The organism is Pseudomonas brassicacearum, from assembly GCF_918698105.1.
GTDB lineage: Bacteria > Pseudomonadota > Gammaproteobacteria > Pseudomonadales > Pseudomonadaceae > Aquipseudomonas > Aquipseudomonas brassicacearum_F.
In genome coordinates, this window is sequence record NZ_CAKKMI010000029.1 from 34,451 (window position 1) to 46,914 (window position 12,464).

The following is a 12,464-nucleotide window of genomic DNA, read 5'->3' on the forward strand; positions in this document are numbered from 1 at the left end:
CTATTCGGTCAAGCAACTGGCCGGCAAGGTCCAGTCCCAACTCGACGCGGCGGCGCAGATCGTCAGCAATGCCGAATCGATGATCGCCACCGAGCAAGCCACTTCGCAACTCAGCCAGCAAGCCCTGGGCGCCGCCAGCGAGGCCCATCGCAGCAGCCTGGCCGGGCGCAGCGAACTGGTGGAGTCCATCAGCCGCATGCACCAGCTCAGCCAGCGCGCAAACGACAGCCGTGAGTTGATCGAGGCCTTGAGTGTGCGCAGCGATGAAATCCAGCGGGTCAGCCTGGTGATCCAGTCGATCGCCAGCCAGACCAACCTGCTGGCGCTGAACGCGGCCATCGAGGCGGCCCGGGCCGGTGAGCATGGCCGTGGGTTCGCAGTGGTGGCCGATGAGGTACGAGGCCTGGCCGGGCGCACGGCTGCGGCGACCGGCGAGGTCGGGGTGATGGTGGCCGACATCCAGCAGCGCACCGCCCAGGTGGTGGAGCAGATCCGGCAACTGGCCGCTGACCTGGACATTGGCGTGCAGCAGGTCGAGCACACCGGCCAGCATCTGGAAAACATCGCCCGGCTCGCCGCCGGCGTCGAAACCCAGGTCAGCGCCATCGCCCAAGGCACCGACACCAATCGCGAACAACTCGACAGCCTGTTCCACGCCATCGAGCAGATGCGCGGCGACCTATCCATCAGCGACCAGCAGACCCAGCGGCTGGCCGAGGCGGCGGTGCAAATGGAAGGCCAGGCCGAAACCATCAGCGAACGCCTGGCCGAGGTGGGCCTCGACGATTATCACCAACGGGTCTACGACCTGGCCCGGGAAGGGGCGAGCCAGATCGCTGCGCAGTTCGAAGCCGATATCGACCAAGGCCGCGTCAGCCTGGAGGACCTGTTCGATCGTAACTACCAGCCCATCCCCAATACCCAGCCAGCCAAATTCCAGACCCGCTTCGACCGCTACACCGACCAGGTACTGCCGGCGATCCAGGAGCCCTTGCTTGCCCGGCATGAGGGCCTGGTGTTTGCGATTGCCTGCACCCAGCAGGGCTACGTGCCGACCCATAACAAGGTCTTCAGCCAGCCGCTGACGGGCGATCCCCAGGTGGACACGCTGAATAACCGCACCAAGCGCAAATTCTCCGACCGCACCGGGATTCGCTGCGGCAGCCACCAGCAGCCGGTGCTGCTCCAGACCTACACCCGCGACACGGGGGAGTTGATGCACGATCTCTCGGTTCCGATCATGCTCAAGGGACGTCATTGGGGTGGTTTGCGCTTGGGCTACAAACCCGAGAAGGCGCGGTAGGCATCAACGCCACGGATGTGGCAAGGGCGCTTTTGTGGCGAGGGAGCTTGCTCCCGCTGGGCTGCGCAGCAGCCCCAAAAGGCTGAACCCCATCAACCTGCCCCACCAAGGTGACAGGTCTCAGGGCTGCTTCGCACCCCAGCGGGAGCAAGCTCCCTCGCCACAAAAACGATGGTGTATTCAGTCCATTCTATTTGCCGTCGTGCAGACGCACGTTCAGTTGATCCACCAGCACCGCCTCTTCGCCATCGGCGAGCAGCCATTCCCGAAGCAGGTCTTTCTGCTGGTCCGACCAGAAATCGGCCTCCACCAGCTTGATCTCCGGGGCCAGCGGGTGGGCGATGATGAAATCGTCAATGGCCTTGTCGTCGGAGGGCAGGCCCAGTTGGTCGAACAGGGTCTTGAGTTCGTGGGAAGGTTGTTCCATGAAAGTCTCCTTTGAGTGGGGCGCCGTCGTGGCGCCTCGGTGCTTACCTTTATCTGAGGCAAGCGCTCGTCAGGAGTTCGATCGGGCTCAGGCTTTCAAGGCTCCTTCGTCCACGGCGGCCTTCAAGGCCTTGGCCGCTTCCCTGGCAGCCTCGGCCGCGATCTCCGCAGTCTTGAACCAGCGATCCTTCTCCACCTGATGGCAACTGACGGTGGTCAAGGGTGGCTTGGCACGCATCACGATGACGGCTTGGAACTCGCCTTCGACTTCTCTGGCTTCACCCCGGATAAAAAACTCGCCAATATCAAATTCCGTCACGTCGCGCCTTCTCCTCGAAACCATTATGGGTGCGCGATCCGCCGATTTACGGCGGTCTTCGCTGGGCGGGCAGTATGGCAGCAGTTGCCCGTCGGCGGCTGAGTTAAGTCATGGACGGGCATATATGCGCTTCAGACGCTGTTTTCGAGGCGTCTGGCCAGGTAGCAGGCCTCGTTATGGTCGGTGCGGAATCCTCTTACACGTCCAGTCGATGTTTCTTCAATGTGAAAAAAACACTTGCCGGCCAAGACCACCCGATAACGCGGTTGAATCAACGAAATTGGCAGGCAATCGGCTCCGTCAAGGCTGTTGGCTGGTTCAACGATACTAGGCGCGGCGGGGAGGGCTTGGGTGGTGAAAGTGGCCATTGTGAATTCCTTTTCATGGTTTACCGACGAATTGTCGGGGACTTCGAGTAGTCTCCACGCCTTCAGCTGCTCTAGAATCGGCAGTGTCGTGTGGACGGTTGCGCCTATCTAAAGCAATTTTTTTTGGGCTCGATGTCAGAAAAATGCTTTTTTAAGTGAGAAATTTCCCTAAAGTTAGTAGTCCCATCTTTTCCGATGCTCCAAGTGGCTTTTTCCTTCAGCCTCTGGCGATCTCCTGGAAAAGACGGCGAGAGCGGCAACCTTTAGTCTGCTCTCGGCCCGGGACAGGGCGCGCCGTTCACTTCGAATTTCAGTTACAGGTCCATTACGACGCTACAGTCGGCACGGGTTCTCGTGGTCCGTCCTTTGTGCAGGGCGGGCCTTTTTCAAAGATGGGGATGTTTCCTTGGCAGTAAGTAATCTCGACATGCATGCGTTATTCGTACTTGGTGACCTGCGGGCAAAACTGGTCAAACTCTTCCAGTCACGTTTCGTCTACATCACCGAGCAGACCGCCGAAGGTATTTATGTCGCCGAAATCGACACCGAGTCGGCGCTGGTGGTCGATGACAAGCCCAGGCTCGAACTCAAGGTTGGCGATCATTTTCGCGCAGCGGTGTTGCCCAGCCGTGAAGGTGGCAAGTTTGAAATCCGCTTTCGCGAAATCAAGCTGACGGTCTATGGCCTGGGCGATTACGCCTTCGTCACGACCCCCGGTGGTCAGGCAATCCTGTTCAAGGAAGGCCACAGTGTGGTGACCGTGTTTGCGGCCAACGAACAACTGCAAGAAGGCTTGACCAAGACCCTGAAGGCGGTCACCGCCAAGGCCGCCAAGTGGCGCAAGGGCGAGCTGGTGACCTTCAAGGCCAGTGAGTGACCGTTTCGGGGCCGCTGAAGAGCACGTAGGCATCGGGCTTGTGAGGCTGTGCGCCCAAACCGCTGACAGTTTTGCAGGATCTCGCTGGAACCTCGGCTACAGTCAATTGACTGAACTATTCAGGGCTTGCGTTCGGTTACGCAGGGCCGTTCAGCTATTGCTGTATCTGGCATGAGGTGCAAAGCATGAAACGAGTTCGACAGTGGCTGGCTGCCTGGGCCACCTTCGCTGTGTTGGTTTCACCCCTACCGGCGTCGGCTGCCACAGCGCCGATCCACTTTGCCGACTTGAACTGGGAAAGTGGCAGCCTGATCACCGATATCCTGCGGATCATCGTCGAAAAAGGCTACGGGTTGCAGACTGACACATTACCGGGCACCACCATTACCCTGGAAACCGCCCTGGCCAATAACGACATCCAGGTGATCGGCGAGGAATGGGCCGGCCGCAGCCCGGTGTGGGTCAAGGCCGAGGCCGAAGGCAAGGTGATCGCCTTGGGTGATACGGTCAAAGGCGCGACGGAAGGTTGGTGGGTGCCCGAATACGTCATCAAGGGCGACCCGGCCAAGGGCATCAAGCCCCTGGCGCCGGACCTGCGCAGTGTCGAAGACCTGGCGCGCTACAAGCATGTGTTCAAGGACCCGGAGAGCCCCGACAAGGGCCGGTTCCTCAACAGCCCCATTGGCTGGACTTCCGAGGTGGTCAACAAACAGAAGCTCAAAGCGTACGGCTTGTCTGACAGCTACGTGAATTTTCGCAGCGGTTCGGGCGCGGCGCTGGATGCGGAAATCAGCTCGACGATCCGCCGGGGCAAGCCGATCCTGTTTTACTACTGGTCGCCCACGCCCCTGCTCGGGCGCTTCAAGCTGGTGCAGTTGCAAGAGCCGCCGTTCGATGCCGAGGCCTGGAAAACCCTGACCGACGCCGATAACCCCAACCCGAAGCCGACCCGTTCACTGGCCTCGAAACTCTCGATTGGCGTATCCGCGCCGTTCCAGAAGCAACACCCGGACATCGCCGAGTTCTTCAGCAAGGTGGATTTGCCCATCGAACCGTTGAACAAGGCTCTGGCCGACATGAGCGAGAAGCGCACGCCACCCCGTGAAGCCGCCGAGGCGTTCCTCAAGGCGCATCCGCAGGTTTGGCAGGCCTGGCTGCCCAAGGAGGTGGCGGACAAGGTGTCTGCCGGTCTCTAGGCCTCGCGTGCCGGCAGGTTGAACTCTTGATCCTGAGCAATGAGTCATTCGCTGGAAACTGGCAACCTGCACCCATCCAGCGAAATGCCAAATTCGAGCTAGGATGAGTGTTCAACCTTTTTCAGGAGGCTGGCGAATGACGCTTTTATTGGCTCGGTCGCTGGTCGCAGTGTTTGCGACCATCAGCTTGATTCATATGTATTGGGCCCTGGGTGGGCGGTGGGCGACCAAGGCGGTGGTGCCTCAGGTGGCGGTGAAGCAGGGAGAGGCGCTGCGACCGGCATTCAACCCCTCGGGCTGGCTGACCTTGCTGGTGGCCGTTGCACTGCTGATGGTGGCGCTGCTGGTGTGCCTGCGGGTCGGCCTGCTGGCGCAGCCGGTCACCCATCGGGCGTTGCAGTGGCTGATCAGCGCGATCGCCTTGCTGATGTTCGCCCGGGCCATTGGCGAGTCGGAGCTGGTGGGTTTCTTCAAGGAGGTCAAGGGCTCCACATTCGCCAGGCTCGACACCTGGGTCTATTCGCCGCTGTGCGTGGTGCTCGGGGCCGGGTTGCTGACGGTGGCGTGGGCCTGAGTTTCCAACTCACCCTGGCTAATAACTAGCCCACCGCAATCCTTGTGGCGAGGGAGCTTGCTCCCGCTGGGCTGCGTAGCAGCCCCAAAAGGTTGAATACACGTCTGCCTATCCGCCGTAACAGTTCTCGAAAATGGCCCTGGCTTGCCACTGGTCCGTATCAGTAAATTCATACAGCATCGCAAAATGCCCCACCATTAGATCGTTGCAAACAAAAACTTTTTCTGTGGCTTGGTCATGTTGGTAGGTGCAAATGCTGCCAAAACTATGGTTTGCACTTGCAACCCCAACAGGGAAGTCATAGATGTCAGAGCAGTCTTTTATAGCGCCTGCATAGCCTTTGTGTTCCAAGCTTTTATTGAATGCCTCTGTGCGCTCGCTGATTACTTTTTGATCTTCTATGGTCCTCACAACCGACTCATTCTCCTTCCACTCGATTTCGCGAGAAAAAACGCCAGTGGGAAACCCTGGAAGCATCAAGAATGCGACCCAAAAGAGTAATTTTTTATTCATTGCTCTTCCTCTGAGAAACTATCTGGCTAGGCAGTTTTCCATGCTGCGCCTGAAGTGCGTTGCACCCTTTTTGGCCCCGAGATCCATGTAGTAGGGGCCGCTGCCTTTAATGTCCACTGTCAGTTGATGTGCTTCGGGCTGGAAAGTGACACGGGCTCTTAATCCGGTTGCATTAGGGTTTGGATAGTCGCCTGTTTCGAATGTCCCGCCGCGAATGTCCAGTCGAGTCACAGTCGTTTCCCATTTGAGGTTCTTAACTGATAAAGCTTGAATGGTTTTTTGCGCGCACGACATAACTTCTTGGGTCGACACCCGCGAATCTGTTTCCCAGCTTGTTCGTGAGTGTGGCTCGAGTAGGCTGCAACCGCTCAGCGCCAATCCATATGTCAGCCAAACAATCATCCTTGGTAAAAAAGAAGTTTTCATTGACGGACCTGTTTTTGCCCGAGTGCTCCAGCTCCGCCTGATGGATATTGACCTGAGCTGATGTGTACTCGGCACACATGTTCGCCGCCCCAATATTAAGTCGCTTGTTGTTACCGTTTCAGGTGTTGTCGCCGACTCAATCCTTATAAGTAACGGAGGTTCTCGCGGTCAGCTATCGACTAAACCCCGGCAACCCAGAACTGCTGAGCACAATCAGCCCGACACACCGAGGTGACAGGTCTTAGGCTGCTGCGCACCCCAGCGGGAGCAAGCTCCCTCGCCACACAAGCTGTTCCGGCTCGAGATATCGGTCAGTCGGTTCGGCGACTGCTCACTTCCGCCGGTACATCATCCCCAGCCATGCGCTTGCGGAACAACGCCGCCCGGGCCAGCAGCAGGGTGGTCACCGGGACGGTGATCGACAGCAGGATCGGGATCAGCCAGGCGTGCAACACCGGCCCGGACTTGAGCGCCGAAAAATACACGATCGAGGCCAGCGCCACGCACCAGGCCCCCAATGTGGATGCCAAGGCCGGCGGGTGCATGCGCTGGAAATAATCCTTCAAACGCACCAGGCCGATCGCTCCAGCGAGGGCGAAGAGGCTGCCGAGCACCAGCAGGATCGCCACCGGGATTTCCACCCACATCGACAGTTCGCCGGTCATTCGATCACCTCGCCACGCAGCAGGAATTTGGCCAGGGCAAAGGAGCCGACAAAGCCGAACAGGGCGATCAGCAGCGCCGCCTCGAAATAGGTGTCACTGGCATAACGGATGCCCAGCACCAACATCATCAGCATCGCCACGATGTACAGGTAGTCCAGGGCCAATACCCGATCCTGGGCCGAAGGGCCCTTGAACAGCCGCCACAGGGTCAACACCATCGCCAGGGAGAACAGGAACAGGCTCGACAGGATCGCATGGGACAGCAACGGGCTCATTCGAAAATCTCCATCAAGGGGTGCTCGTAGGTGGCCTTGAAATGCGCGATGAATGACGCCTCGTCTGCCAGGTCGAATACGTGTATCAACAGGACGCTGCGATCCAGGGCCAGTTCCGACCAGACGGTCCCGGGAATCACCGAGGTGATCATCGACAGCGCGGCCAGGCCATTGGCATCGCGCAGGTCTAGCGGCACCTTGATGAACCGCGAGCGAGGCGGGCGGCGTCCGGCGTTCAGCACCTCCCAGGCCACCGCCAGGTTGGACACCAGCACATCACGGCCCACGCGCAGGAACAGGCGCAATACCACCCACGGCCGGCGAATACGGATGGGCCGGGGTCGCAATGGGCGCATCATCAACGGGGCGAGAAAGCCCAGTGCCGCGCCCAGTAGCAGATGGCCGGCGCTGACGGACATGTTCAACACCAGCCACAGCAACCACAGCGCCAGGGACAACCACGGGGCGGGAAACAGGCGCTTCATGGCTGCACCTCTCGCAATGCAGTGCGAGCTTCGGGGTTGGGCACGGCGCGGGTAGCGAGTACCGACATCACGTAATGTTCCGGGGTGTTCAGCGCGTCGGCGGCGGATTGGGTATAGCGCAGCAACGGCTCGGCCTTGAAGGTCAGGGCGATGCCCAGGCCCAGCAGCACGATGATCGGCAGGCATTCGAACGGCCGCAGCAACGGCGGTGGTCGCTCTTGCGGCGTCCAGAAGCGCTGGATGCCCAGGCGCGAGAACGCGATCAACGAGGCCAGCCCCGACAGGATCAGCAACGCCAACAGGCCCCACGCCTGGTTCGACACCGGTGCCCCGGCGCTGGCTCCGAACCCTTGGGGATTGAGCAAGGCGCTCAGCAGGCTCAACTTGCCGATGAACCCCGAGAGCGGTGGCATGCCGATAATTAACAGCGCACAAAAGATAAAGCTCAAGCCCAGGAAGGCCATGGTCCAGGGAATCACTTGCCCGACCACGGCTTTTTGCTCGTCATCGAGGTTGATGCCCTTGGGCGGCTGCAAGGATTCCAGTGGCCGCGGCAAGGTGTCGAAGTCGTCGTCCAGGGCCAGCTCATTGGCCGAGCGCGAACGCTCGATCAGCTCGGCCAGCAAGAACAGCGCGCAGAGCGCCAGGGTCGAACTCACCAGGTAAAACAGCGCTGCGCCCACCAGGTTCGGTTGGGCGAAGCCGATGGCCGACAACAGGATCCCGGCCGAGACCAGAATGCTCAGGCTCGCCATGCGCTCCAGGCGTTGGGCCGCGAGAATGGCGATGGCGGCGCAGACGATGGTCGCCATGCCACCGTAGACCAGCCAGTCGGCGCCGAAATACGCCGAGGCGCCGGCCTGGCCGGAGAACAGCAACGTCCACAGGCGCAGGATCGTGTAGACGCCAACCTTGGTCATGATCGCAAACAGCGCCGCCACCGGTGCGCTGGCGGCGCTATAGGCCGGCACCAGCCAGAAGTTCAACGGCCACATGCCAGCCTTGGCCAGGAACGCCACCGCGAGGATACCGGCCCCGGCGTGCAGCAAGCCGCGGTCGGCCTCCGGTACCAGCGGGATTTTCAGGGCCAGGTCAGCCATGTTCAACGTGCCGGTGACGCCATAGATCAGCGCCGCGCCGATCAGGAACAACGAGGAGGCTAGCAGGTTGATGGAAATGTAATGCAGGCCCGACGACACCCGCGCCCGGCCCGAACCGTGCAGCATCAAGCCGTAGGAGGCCGCCAGCAAGACCTCGAAGAACACGAACAGGTTGAACAGGTCCGCCGTCAGGAAGGCGCCGTAGAGGCCCATCAGCTGGATCTGGAACAGTGCGTGGAAGCTCGAACCGGCACCGTGCCAGCGGGCCATGGCGAAGAGCAGGGCGCAGACGCCGATGATCCCGGTCAACACCAGCATCAGCGCCGACAGGCGATCGACCACCAGCACAATGCCGAACGGCGCCTGCCAGTTGCCCGGCAGGTACACGCCGATGGACGCGGGCAGGGCCTGGTCCTGGGTCCAGTACAGCAACAGCACGGCGATGCCCAGGCCCAGCAGGCTGGAAAGCAGATTGATCCGTGCCTTGAGCGGACGGTGTTTCTCGCCCAGCATCAGCATCAACGCGGCGGTCAGCAGCGGCAGCAGGATGGGCGCCGCGATCAGATGAGGCGTCAACATCATTCCTTGGGCTCCCGACCGTCCACGTGGTCGGTGCCGGTCAGGCCCCGGGACGCCAGCAGCACCACCAGGAACAACGCGGTCATGGCGAAGCTGATCACGATGGCCGTCAGCACCAATGCCTGGGGCAACGGGTCGGTGTAGTGCAGCAGGTCCTGGGGCACGCCGTCCTTGATGATCGGTTCCTTGCCGATGAACAGGCTGCCCATGCTGAAGATGAACAGGTTGACACCGTAGGACAGCAGGCACAGGCCCATGACCACCTGGAAGGTCCGTGGCCGCAGCACCAGCCAGACACCGGAGGCGGCCAGTACGCCGATTGCGATTGCGATGACTTCTTCCATCAGGCGGTGGCTCCTTTGACGGGGGCGACGGGTTTGGCGTGCAGGCTCGGTTTATGGGCCCGTACCGATTGGTGCGCCAGGGCGGTGAGGATCAACAGTGTGGAGCCGACCACCACGGCGTACACGCCGATGTCGAAGAACAGCGCACTGGCCACATGGAGATCACCCAGCAGCGGCAATTCGAAATGCCAGGTGTGGGTGGTCAGGAACGGATAACCCACGGCCATCGCCCCCAGGCCCGTGGCGGTGGCGCACAACAGTCCGGTGCCCATCCAGCGCAGCGGTCGCAGGCTCATTTGCGCCTCGACCCACTGGGTGCCGGCAACCATGTATTGCAGGATGAACGCCACCGACATCACCAACCCGGCCACGAAGCCGCCACCGGGTTGGTTGTGGCCGCGCATGAACAGGTAGAACGACACCACCAGGGCGATCGGCAGCAGCAAGCGCACCAGCACCGACGGCACCATCATGAAGCCCAATGCGGTGTCGCTGGCATGGCGCGGGTTGACCAGGTCGGTGACCACATCCGGTGCCAGCAGGCGCTGTTGCGCCGGCAGCTGCATGCTTTCCTTCGGTGGGCGGAAACGTCGTAGCAGGGCGAACACCGCCAGGGCCACCGCCACCAGCACGGTGATTTCCCCGAGGGTGTCGAAGCCGCGAAAGTCCACCAGCATCACGTTCACCACATTGGTGCCACCGCCTTCGGGCAGGGCGCGGCTCAAGTAGAACGACGAGATGTCGTTGGGTGTCTGGCGCGTGAGCATCGCATAGGACAACAGCGCCATGCCGCCGCCGACGGCGATGGACAGCAGCAAGTCGCGCAGGCGGCGGATACGCGCGCGGCGCTCGCTGTTGGGCCGGGGCGAGGCGTCCTCGATCCGCCGTGGCAGCCAGCGCAAACCCAGCAGGATCAGCACGGTGGTGACCACCTCCACCACCAGTTGCGTCAAGGCCAGGTCGGGCGCGGAGAACCAGACGAAGGTCACACAGGTCATCAGGCCGCAGACGCTGACCATGGTCAGGGCCGCGAGCCGGTGGTACTTGGCCTGCCAGGCCGCGCCCAGGGCACAGGCGATCGCCAGCAGCCACAGGGTGACGAAGACGATGGAGCCGGGGATCTTCGGCCGGTCGCCCCAGACCAGCGTGCTGTGCAGCATCGGGATCAGCCCGGCCAATACCGCCGCCAGCACCAGGAAAAACAGTTGGGCTTGCAGGCGCCGTGTACTGATCTTGCGCTCCAATCGCCGGCCCTGGCGCATCATCAGCACCAGGCAACGTTCGAACAGGCGCTTGCCGCTGAGTCGGCCAATGAGCGGCGGGTGCTTGATGTGCCCTTGCCGGAACTGATTGCGCAGCAGCAGGTACAGGACGATGCCGCCGGACATGGCCACCAGGCTCATGATCATCGGTGCATTCAGGCCGTGCCAGATCGCCAGGCTGTAGTCGGGCAGCGTGCCGCCCACCACCGGCAACGCGGCGGCCGCGAGCAGCGAGCCGACCACCTGGGCGGGAAAAATCCCCACCACCAGGCAGGTGAACACCAGCAACTCCACCGGCGCGCGCATCCAGCGCGGTGGTTCGTGAGGGGTATGGGGCAGGTCGGTGGCGGTGGGGCCGAAGAACACATCCACGGTGAACCGCAAGGAGTAGGCGACGCTGAAGGTCCCGGCGATGGTGGCGATGATCGGCAACGCCAGTTCGACCCAGGCCGTGGCGGAAATAAATACGGTCTCGGCGAAGAACATTTCCTTGGACAGGAACCCGTTGAGCAACGGCACCCCTGCCATCGCCGCGCTGGCGACCATGGCCAGGGTCGCGGTGAACGGAATCAGCCGCACCAGGCCGCTGAGCTTGCGAATGTCGCGGGTGCCGCTTTCGTGGTCGATGATCCCGGCGGCCATGAACAGCGAGGCCTTGAAGGTGGCGTGATTGAGGATATGAAACACCGCCGCCACCGCCGCCAGTGGACTGTTCAGGCCCAGCAGCAGGGTGATCAGCCCGAGGTGGCTGATGGTGGAGTAGGCCAGCAGGCCCTTGAGGTCGTTCTGGAACATCGCGCAGTAGGCGCCCAGCAGCAACGTACAGGCCCCCGCGCCGCCGACGATGTAGAACCATTCTTCGCTGCCCGACAGCGACGGCCATAACCGCGCCAACAGGAACACCCCGGCCTTGACCATGGTCGCCGAGTGCAGATACGCCGACACCGGCGTGGGGGCGGCCATGGCATGGGGCAGCCAGAAGTGGAACGGAAACTGAGCGCTTTTGCTCAAGGCGCCGATCAGGATCAGCGGCAACAGGATGGGGTAGAGGGCATGGGCACGGATCAGGTCGCCGGCGGCCAGGACCTTGTCCAGCTCATAGCTGCCCACCACATGGCCGAGCAGCATCACCCCGGCCAACAGGCAAAGTCCGCCGGCTCCGGTCACCATCAACGCCATGTAGGCACCGCGTCGAGCGTCGGCACGGTGGTGCCAGTAACCGATCAGCAGGAACGAGAACAGGCTGGTCAGTTCCCAGAAAAACACCATCTGGATCAGGTTGCCGGAGATCACCAGCCCGAGCATGGCGCCCATGAACGCCAGGAAAAACGCGAAGAAGCGCGGCACCGGATCGTCCGGCGACATGTAGTAGCGAGCGTAGAGCGACACCAGTGTGCCGATGCCCAGCACCAGCAACGAAAACAGCCAGGCGAACCCGTCCAGGCGCAATACGAAATCCAGGCCCAGGCTGGGCAACCAGGCGTAGTGCTCGCGGATCACGCCGCCGTCGGCGATCTGCGGGTACAGCAAGGCCACCTGAACCGTGCCGGCCAGGGCGATGAGGCCGGCCAGCAGTGATTCGGCGTTACGGGCGTTATGCGGCAGCAGCGCCGCGACACAACTGCCGATGAAGGGCAAAAGCAATAGAACTATCAGTGACATAGGCTTCTATTCGGCGGGTGGGTAGCAGGGATCATACGTGGCGTATTCCCGATCACCAACCGCGAGGGTGTCGCAGAATCCTACAAGGGA

At 61.6% G+C, this 12,464-nt stretch carries 15 protein-coding genes; 4 read left to right on the plus strand and 11 right to left on the minus strand.

Annotated features, from left to right (window positions below; genetic code table 11):
• The first annotated feature begins 79 nt into the window (after nucleotides 1-79).
• Nucleotides 80-1,303 carry a methyl-accepting chemotaxis protein gene (locus tag LQ215_RS13765; protein ID WP_436839574.1) on the plus strand — a complete coding sequence of 408 codons (1,224 nt, stop codon included), beginning with the start codon at nucleotides 80-82 and terminating at the stop codon, nucleotides 1,301-1,303.
• A 190-nt stretch (nucleotides 1,304-1,493) separates the two neighbouring features.
• Here the strand turns inward: LQ215_RS13765 and LQ215_RS13770 are convergent, their stop codons facing one another.
• From LQ215_RS13770 to LQ215_RS13780, 3 genes are all read right to left on the minus strand, one after another.
• Nucleotides 1,494-1,730 (minus strand): DUF2789 family protein, encoded by a 237-nt coding sequence (locus LQ215_RS13770; RefSeq protein WP_003202855.1) that lies wholly within the window; start codon nucleotides 1,728-1,730, stop codon nucleotides 1,494-1,496.
• A gap of 87 nt (nucleotides 1,731-1,817) precedes the next feature.
• Complete coding sequence (locus LQ215_RS13775) at nucleotides 1,818-2,048, minus strand: hypothetical protein (RefSeq protein ID WP_003202853.1); 231 nt, start codon at nucleotides 2,046-2,048, stop codon at nucleotides 1,818-1,820.
• 131 nt (nucleotides 2,049-2,179) lie between these two features.
• On the minus strand, nucleotides 2,180-2,416 hold the full coding sequence (locus tag LQ215_RS13780; RefSeq protein WP_230150525.1) for a hypothetical protein: 237 nt from the start codon (nucleotides 2,414-2,416) through the stop codon (nucleotides 2,180-2,182).
• Between the two features lie 427 nt (nucleotides 2,417-2,843).
• Here LQ215_RS13780 and LQ215_RS13785 point away from each other — a divergent pair, with 427 nt between their 5' ends.
• The 3 genes from LQ215_RS13785 to LQ215_RS13795 all read left to right on the plus strand — a co-directional run bounded on the left by LQ215_RS13785 (nucleotide 2,844) and on the right by LQ215_RS13795 (nucleotide 5,063).
• Nucleotides 2,844-3,293 (plus strand): hypothetical protein, encoded by a 450-nt coding sequence (locus LQ215_RS13785; RefSeq protein WP_003202850.1) that lies wholly within the window; start codon nucleotides 2,844-2,846, stop codon nucleotides 3,291-3,293.
• A 185-nt stretch (nucleotides 3,294-3,478) separates the two neighbouring features.
• Nucleotides 3,479-4,489 carry an ABC transporter substrate-binding protein gene (locus LQ215_RS13790; protein WP_058543314.1) on the plus strand — a complete coding sequence of 337 codons (1,011 nt, stop codon included), beginning with the start codon at nucleotides 3,479-3,481 and terminating at the stop codon, nucleotides 4,487-4,489.
• Between the two features lie 136 nt (nucleotides 4,490-4,625).
• Nucleotides 4,626-5,063 (plus strand): DUF3995 domain-containing protein, encoded by a 438-nt coding sequence (locus tag LQ215_RS13795; RefSeq protein WP_230150527.1) that lies wholly within the window; start codon nucleotides 4,626-4,628, stop codon nucleotides 5,061-5,063.
• 108 nt (nucleotides 5,064-5,171) lie between these two features.
• Here LQ215_RS13795 and LQ215_RS13800 read toward each other — a convergent pair whose 3' ends face one another.
• The 8 genes from LQ215_RS13800 to LQ215_RS13835 form a co-directional block, all read right to left on the minus strand.
• Nucleotides 5,172-5,576 (minus strand): hypothetical protein, encoded by a 405-nt coding sequence (locus LQ215_RS13800; RefSeq protein WP_230150529.1) that lies wholly within the window; start codon nucleotides 5,574-5,576, stop codon nucleotides 5,172-5,174.
• A gap of 18 nt (nucleotides 5,577-5,594) precedes the next feature.
• On the minus strand, nucleotides 5,595-6,002 hold the full coding sequence (locus LQ215_RS13805) for a hypothetical protein (RefSeq protein ID WP_230150531.1): 408 nt from the start codon (nucleotides 6,000-6,002) through the stop codon (nucleotides 5,595-5,597).
• Nucleotides 6,003-6,313: 311 nt separating this feature from the next.
• The gene (locus LQ215_RS13810; protein ID WP_230150533.1) at nucleotides 6,314-6,667 is read right to left on the minus strand and encodes a Na+/H+ antiporter subunit G; all 354 of its coding nucleotides are present in this window, start codon (nucleotides 6,665-6,667) and stop codon (nucleotides 6,314-6,316) included.
• Nucleotides 6,664-6,942 carry a K+/H+ antiporter subunit F gene (locus LQ215_RS13815; RefSeq protein WP_230150535.1) on the minus strand — a complete coding sequence of 93 codons (279 nt, stop codon included), beginning with the start codon at nucleotides 6,940-6,942 and terminating at the stop codon, nucleotides 6,664-6,666. Before LQ215_RS13815 ends, LQ215_RS13810 begins: the two co-directional genes overlap by 4 nt.
• Nucleotides 6,939-7,427 carry a Na+/H+ antiporter subunit E gene (locus LQ215_RS13820; RefSeq protein WP_230150537.1) on the minus strand — a complete coding sequence of 163 codons (489 nt, stop codon included), beginning with the start codon at nucleotides 7,425-7,427 and terminating at the stop codon, nucleotides 6,939-6,941. Before LQ215_RS13820 ends, LQ215_RS13815 begins: the two co-directional genes overlap by 4 nt.
• On the minus strand, nucleotides 7,424-9,109 hold the full coding sequence (locus LQ215_RS13825; RefSeq protein WP_230150538.1) for a monovalent cation/H+ antiporter subunit D: 1,686 nt from the start codon (nucleotides 9,107-9,109) through the stop codon (nucleotides 7,424-7,426). Before LQ215_RS13825 ends, LQ215_RS13820 begins: the two co-directional genes overlap by 4 nt.
• Nucleotides 9,106-9,450, minus strand: a complete 345-nt coding sequence (locus LQ215_RS13830; RefSeq protein WP_003202835.1) for a Na+/H+ antiporter subunit C — start codon at nucleotides 9,448-9,450, stop codon at nucleotides 9,106-9,108. The genes LQ215_RS13825 and LQ215_RS13830 overlap by 4 nt, the downstream gene beginning before the upstream one ends.
• Nucleotides 9,450-12,374: a monovalent cation/H+ antiporter subunit A gene (locus LQ215_RS13835; RefSeq protein WP_230150540.1), complete on the minus strand. Its 2,925-nt coding sequence runs from the start codon at nucleotides 12,372-12,374 to the stop codon at nucleotides 9,450-9,452. Before LQ215_RS13835 ends, LQ215_RS13830 begins: the two co-directional genes overlap by 1 nt.
• Nucleotides 12,375-12,464 lie beyond the last annotated feature (90 nt).

Bases quoted from the DNA above. Each gene is read 5' to 3' on its own strand.
- LQ215_RS13765 (WP_436839574.1), top strand. From the start codon at position 80: ATGATCGCCACCGAGCAAGCCACTTCGCAACTCAGCCAGCAAGCCCTG.
- LQ215_RS13770 (WP_003202855.1), bottom strand. From the start codon at position 1,730: ATGGAACAACCTTCCCACGAACTCAAGACCCTGTTCGACCAACTGGGC.
- LQ215_RS13780 (WP_230150525.1), bottom strand. From the start codon at position 2,416: ATGGCCACTTTCACCACCCAAGCCCTCCCCGCCGCGCCTAGTATCGTT.
- LQ215_RS13785 (WP_003202850.1), top strand. From the start codon at position 2,844: ATGCATGCGTTATTCGTACTTGGTGACCTGCGGGCAAAACTGGTCAAA.
- LQ215_RS13790 (WP_058543314.1), top strand. From the start codon at position 3,479: ATGAAACGAGTTCGACAGTGGCTGGCTGCCTGGGCCACCTTCGCTGTG.
- LQ215_RS13795 (WP_230150527.1), top strand. From the start codon at position 4,626: ATGACGCTTTTATTGGCTCGGTCGCTGGTCGCAGTGTTTGCGACCATC.
- LQ215_RS13800 (WP_230150529.1), bottom strand. From the start codon at position 5,576: ATGAATAAAAAATTACTCTTTTGGGTCGCATTCTTGATGCTTCCAGGG.
- LQ215_RS13805 (WP_230150531.1), bottom strand. From the start codon at position 6,002: ATGAAAACTTCTTTTTTACCAAGGATGATTGTTTGGCTGACATATGGA.
- LQ215_RS13810 (WP_230150533.1), bottom strand. From the start codon at position 6,667: ATGACCGGCGAACTGTCGATGTGGGTGGAAATCCCGGTGGCGATCCTG.
- LQ215_RS13815 (WP_230150535.1), bottom strand. From the start codon at position 6,942: ATGAGCCCGTTGCTGTCCCATGCGATCCTGTCGAGCCTGTTCCTGTTC.
- LQ215_RS13820 (WP_230150537.1), bottom strand. From the start codon at position 7,427: ATGAAGCGCCTGTTTCCCGCCCCGTGGTTGTCCCTGGCGCTGTGGTTG.
- LQ215_RS13825 (WP_230150538.1), bottom strand. From the start codon at position 9,109: ATGATGTTGACGCCTCATCTGATCGCGGCGCCCATCCTGCTGCCGCTG.
- LQ215_RS13830 (WP_003202835.1), bottom strand. From the start codon at position 9,450: ATGGAAGAAGTCATCGCAATCGCAATCGGCGTACTGGCCGCCTCCGGT.
- LQ215_RS13835 (WP_230150540.1), bottom strand. From the start codon at position 12,374: ATGTCACTGATAGTTCTATTGCTTTTGCCCTTCATCGGCAGTTGTGTC.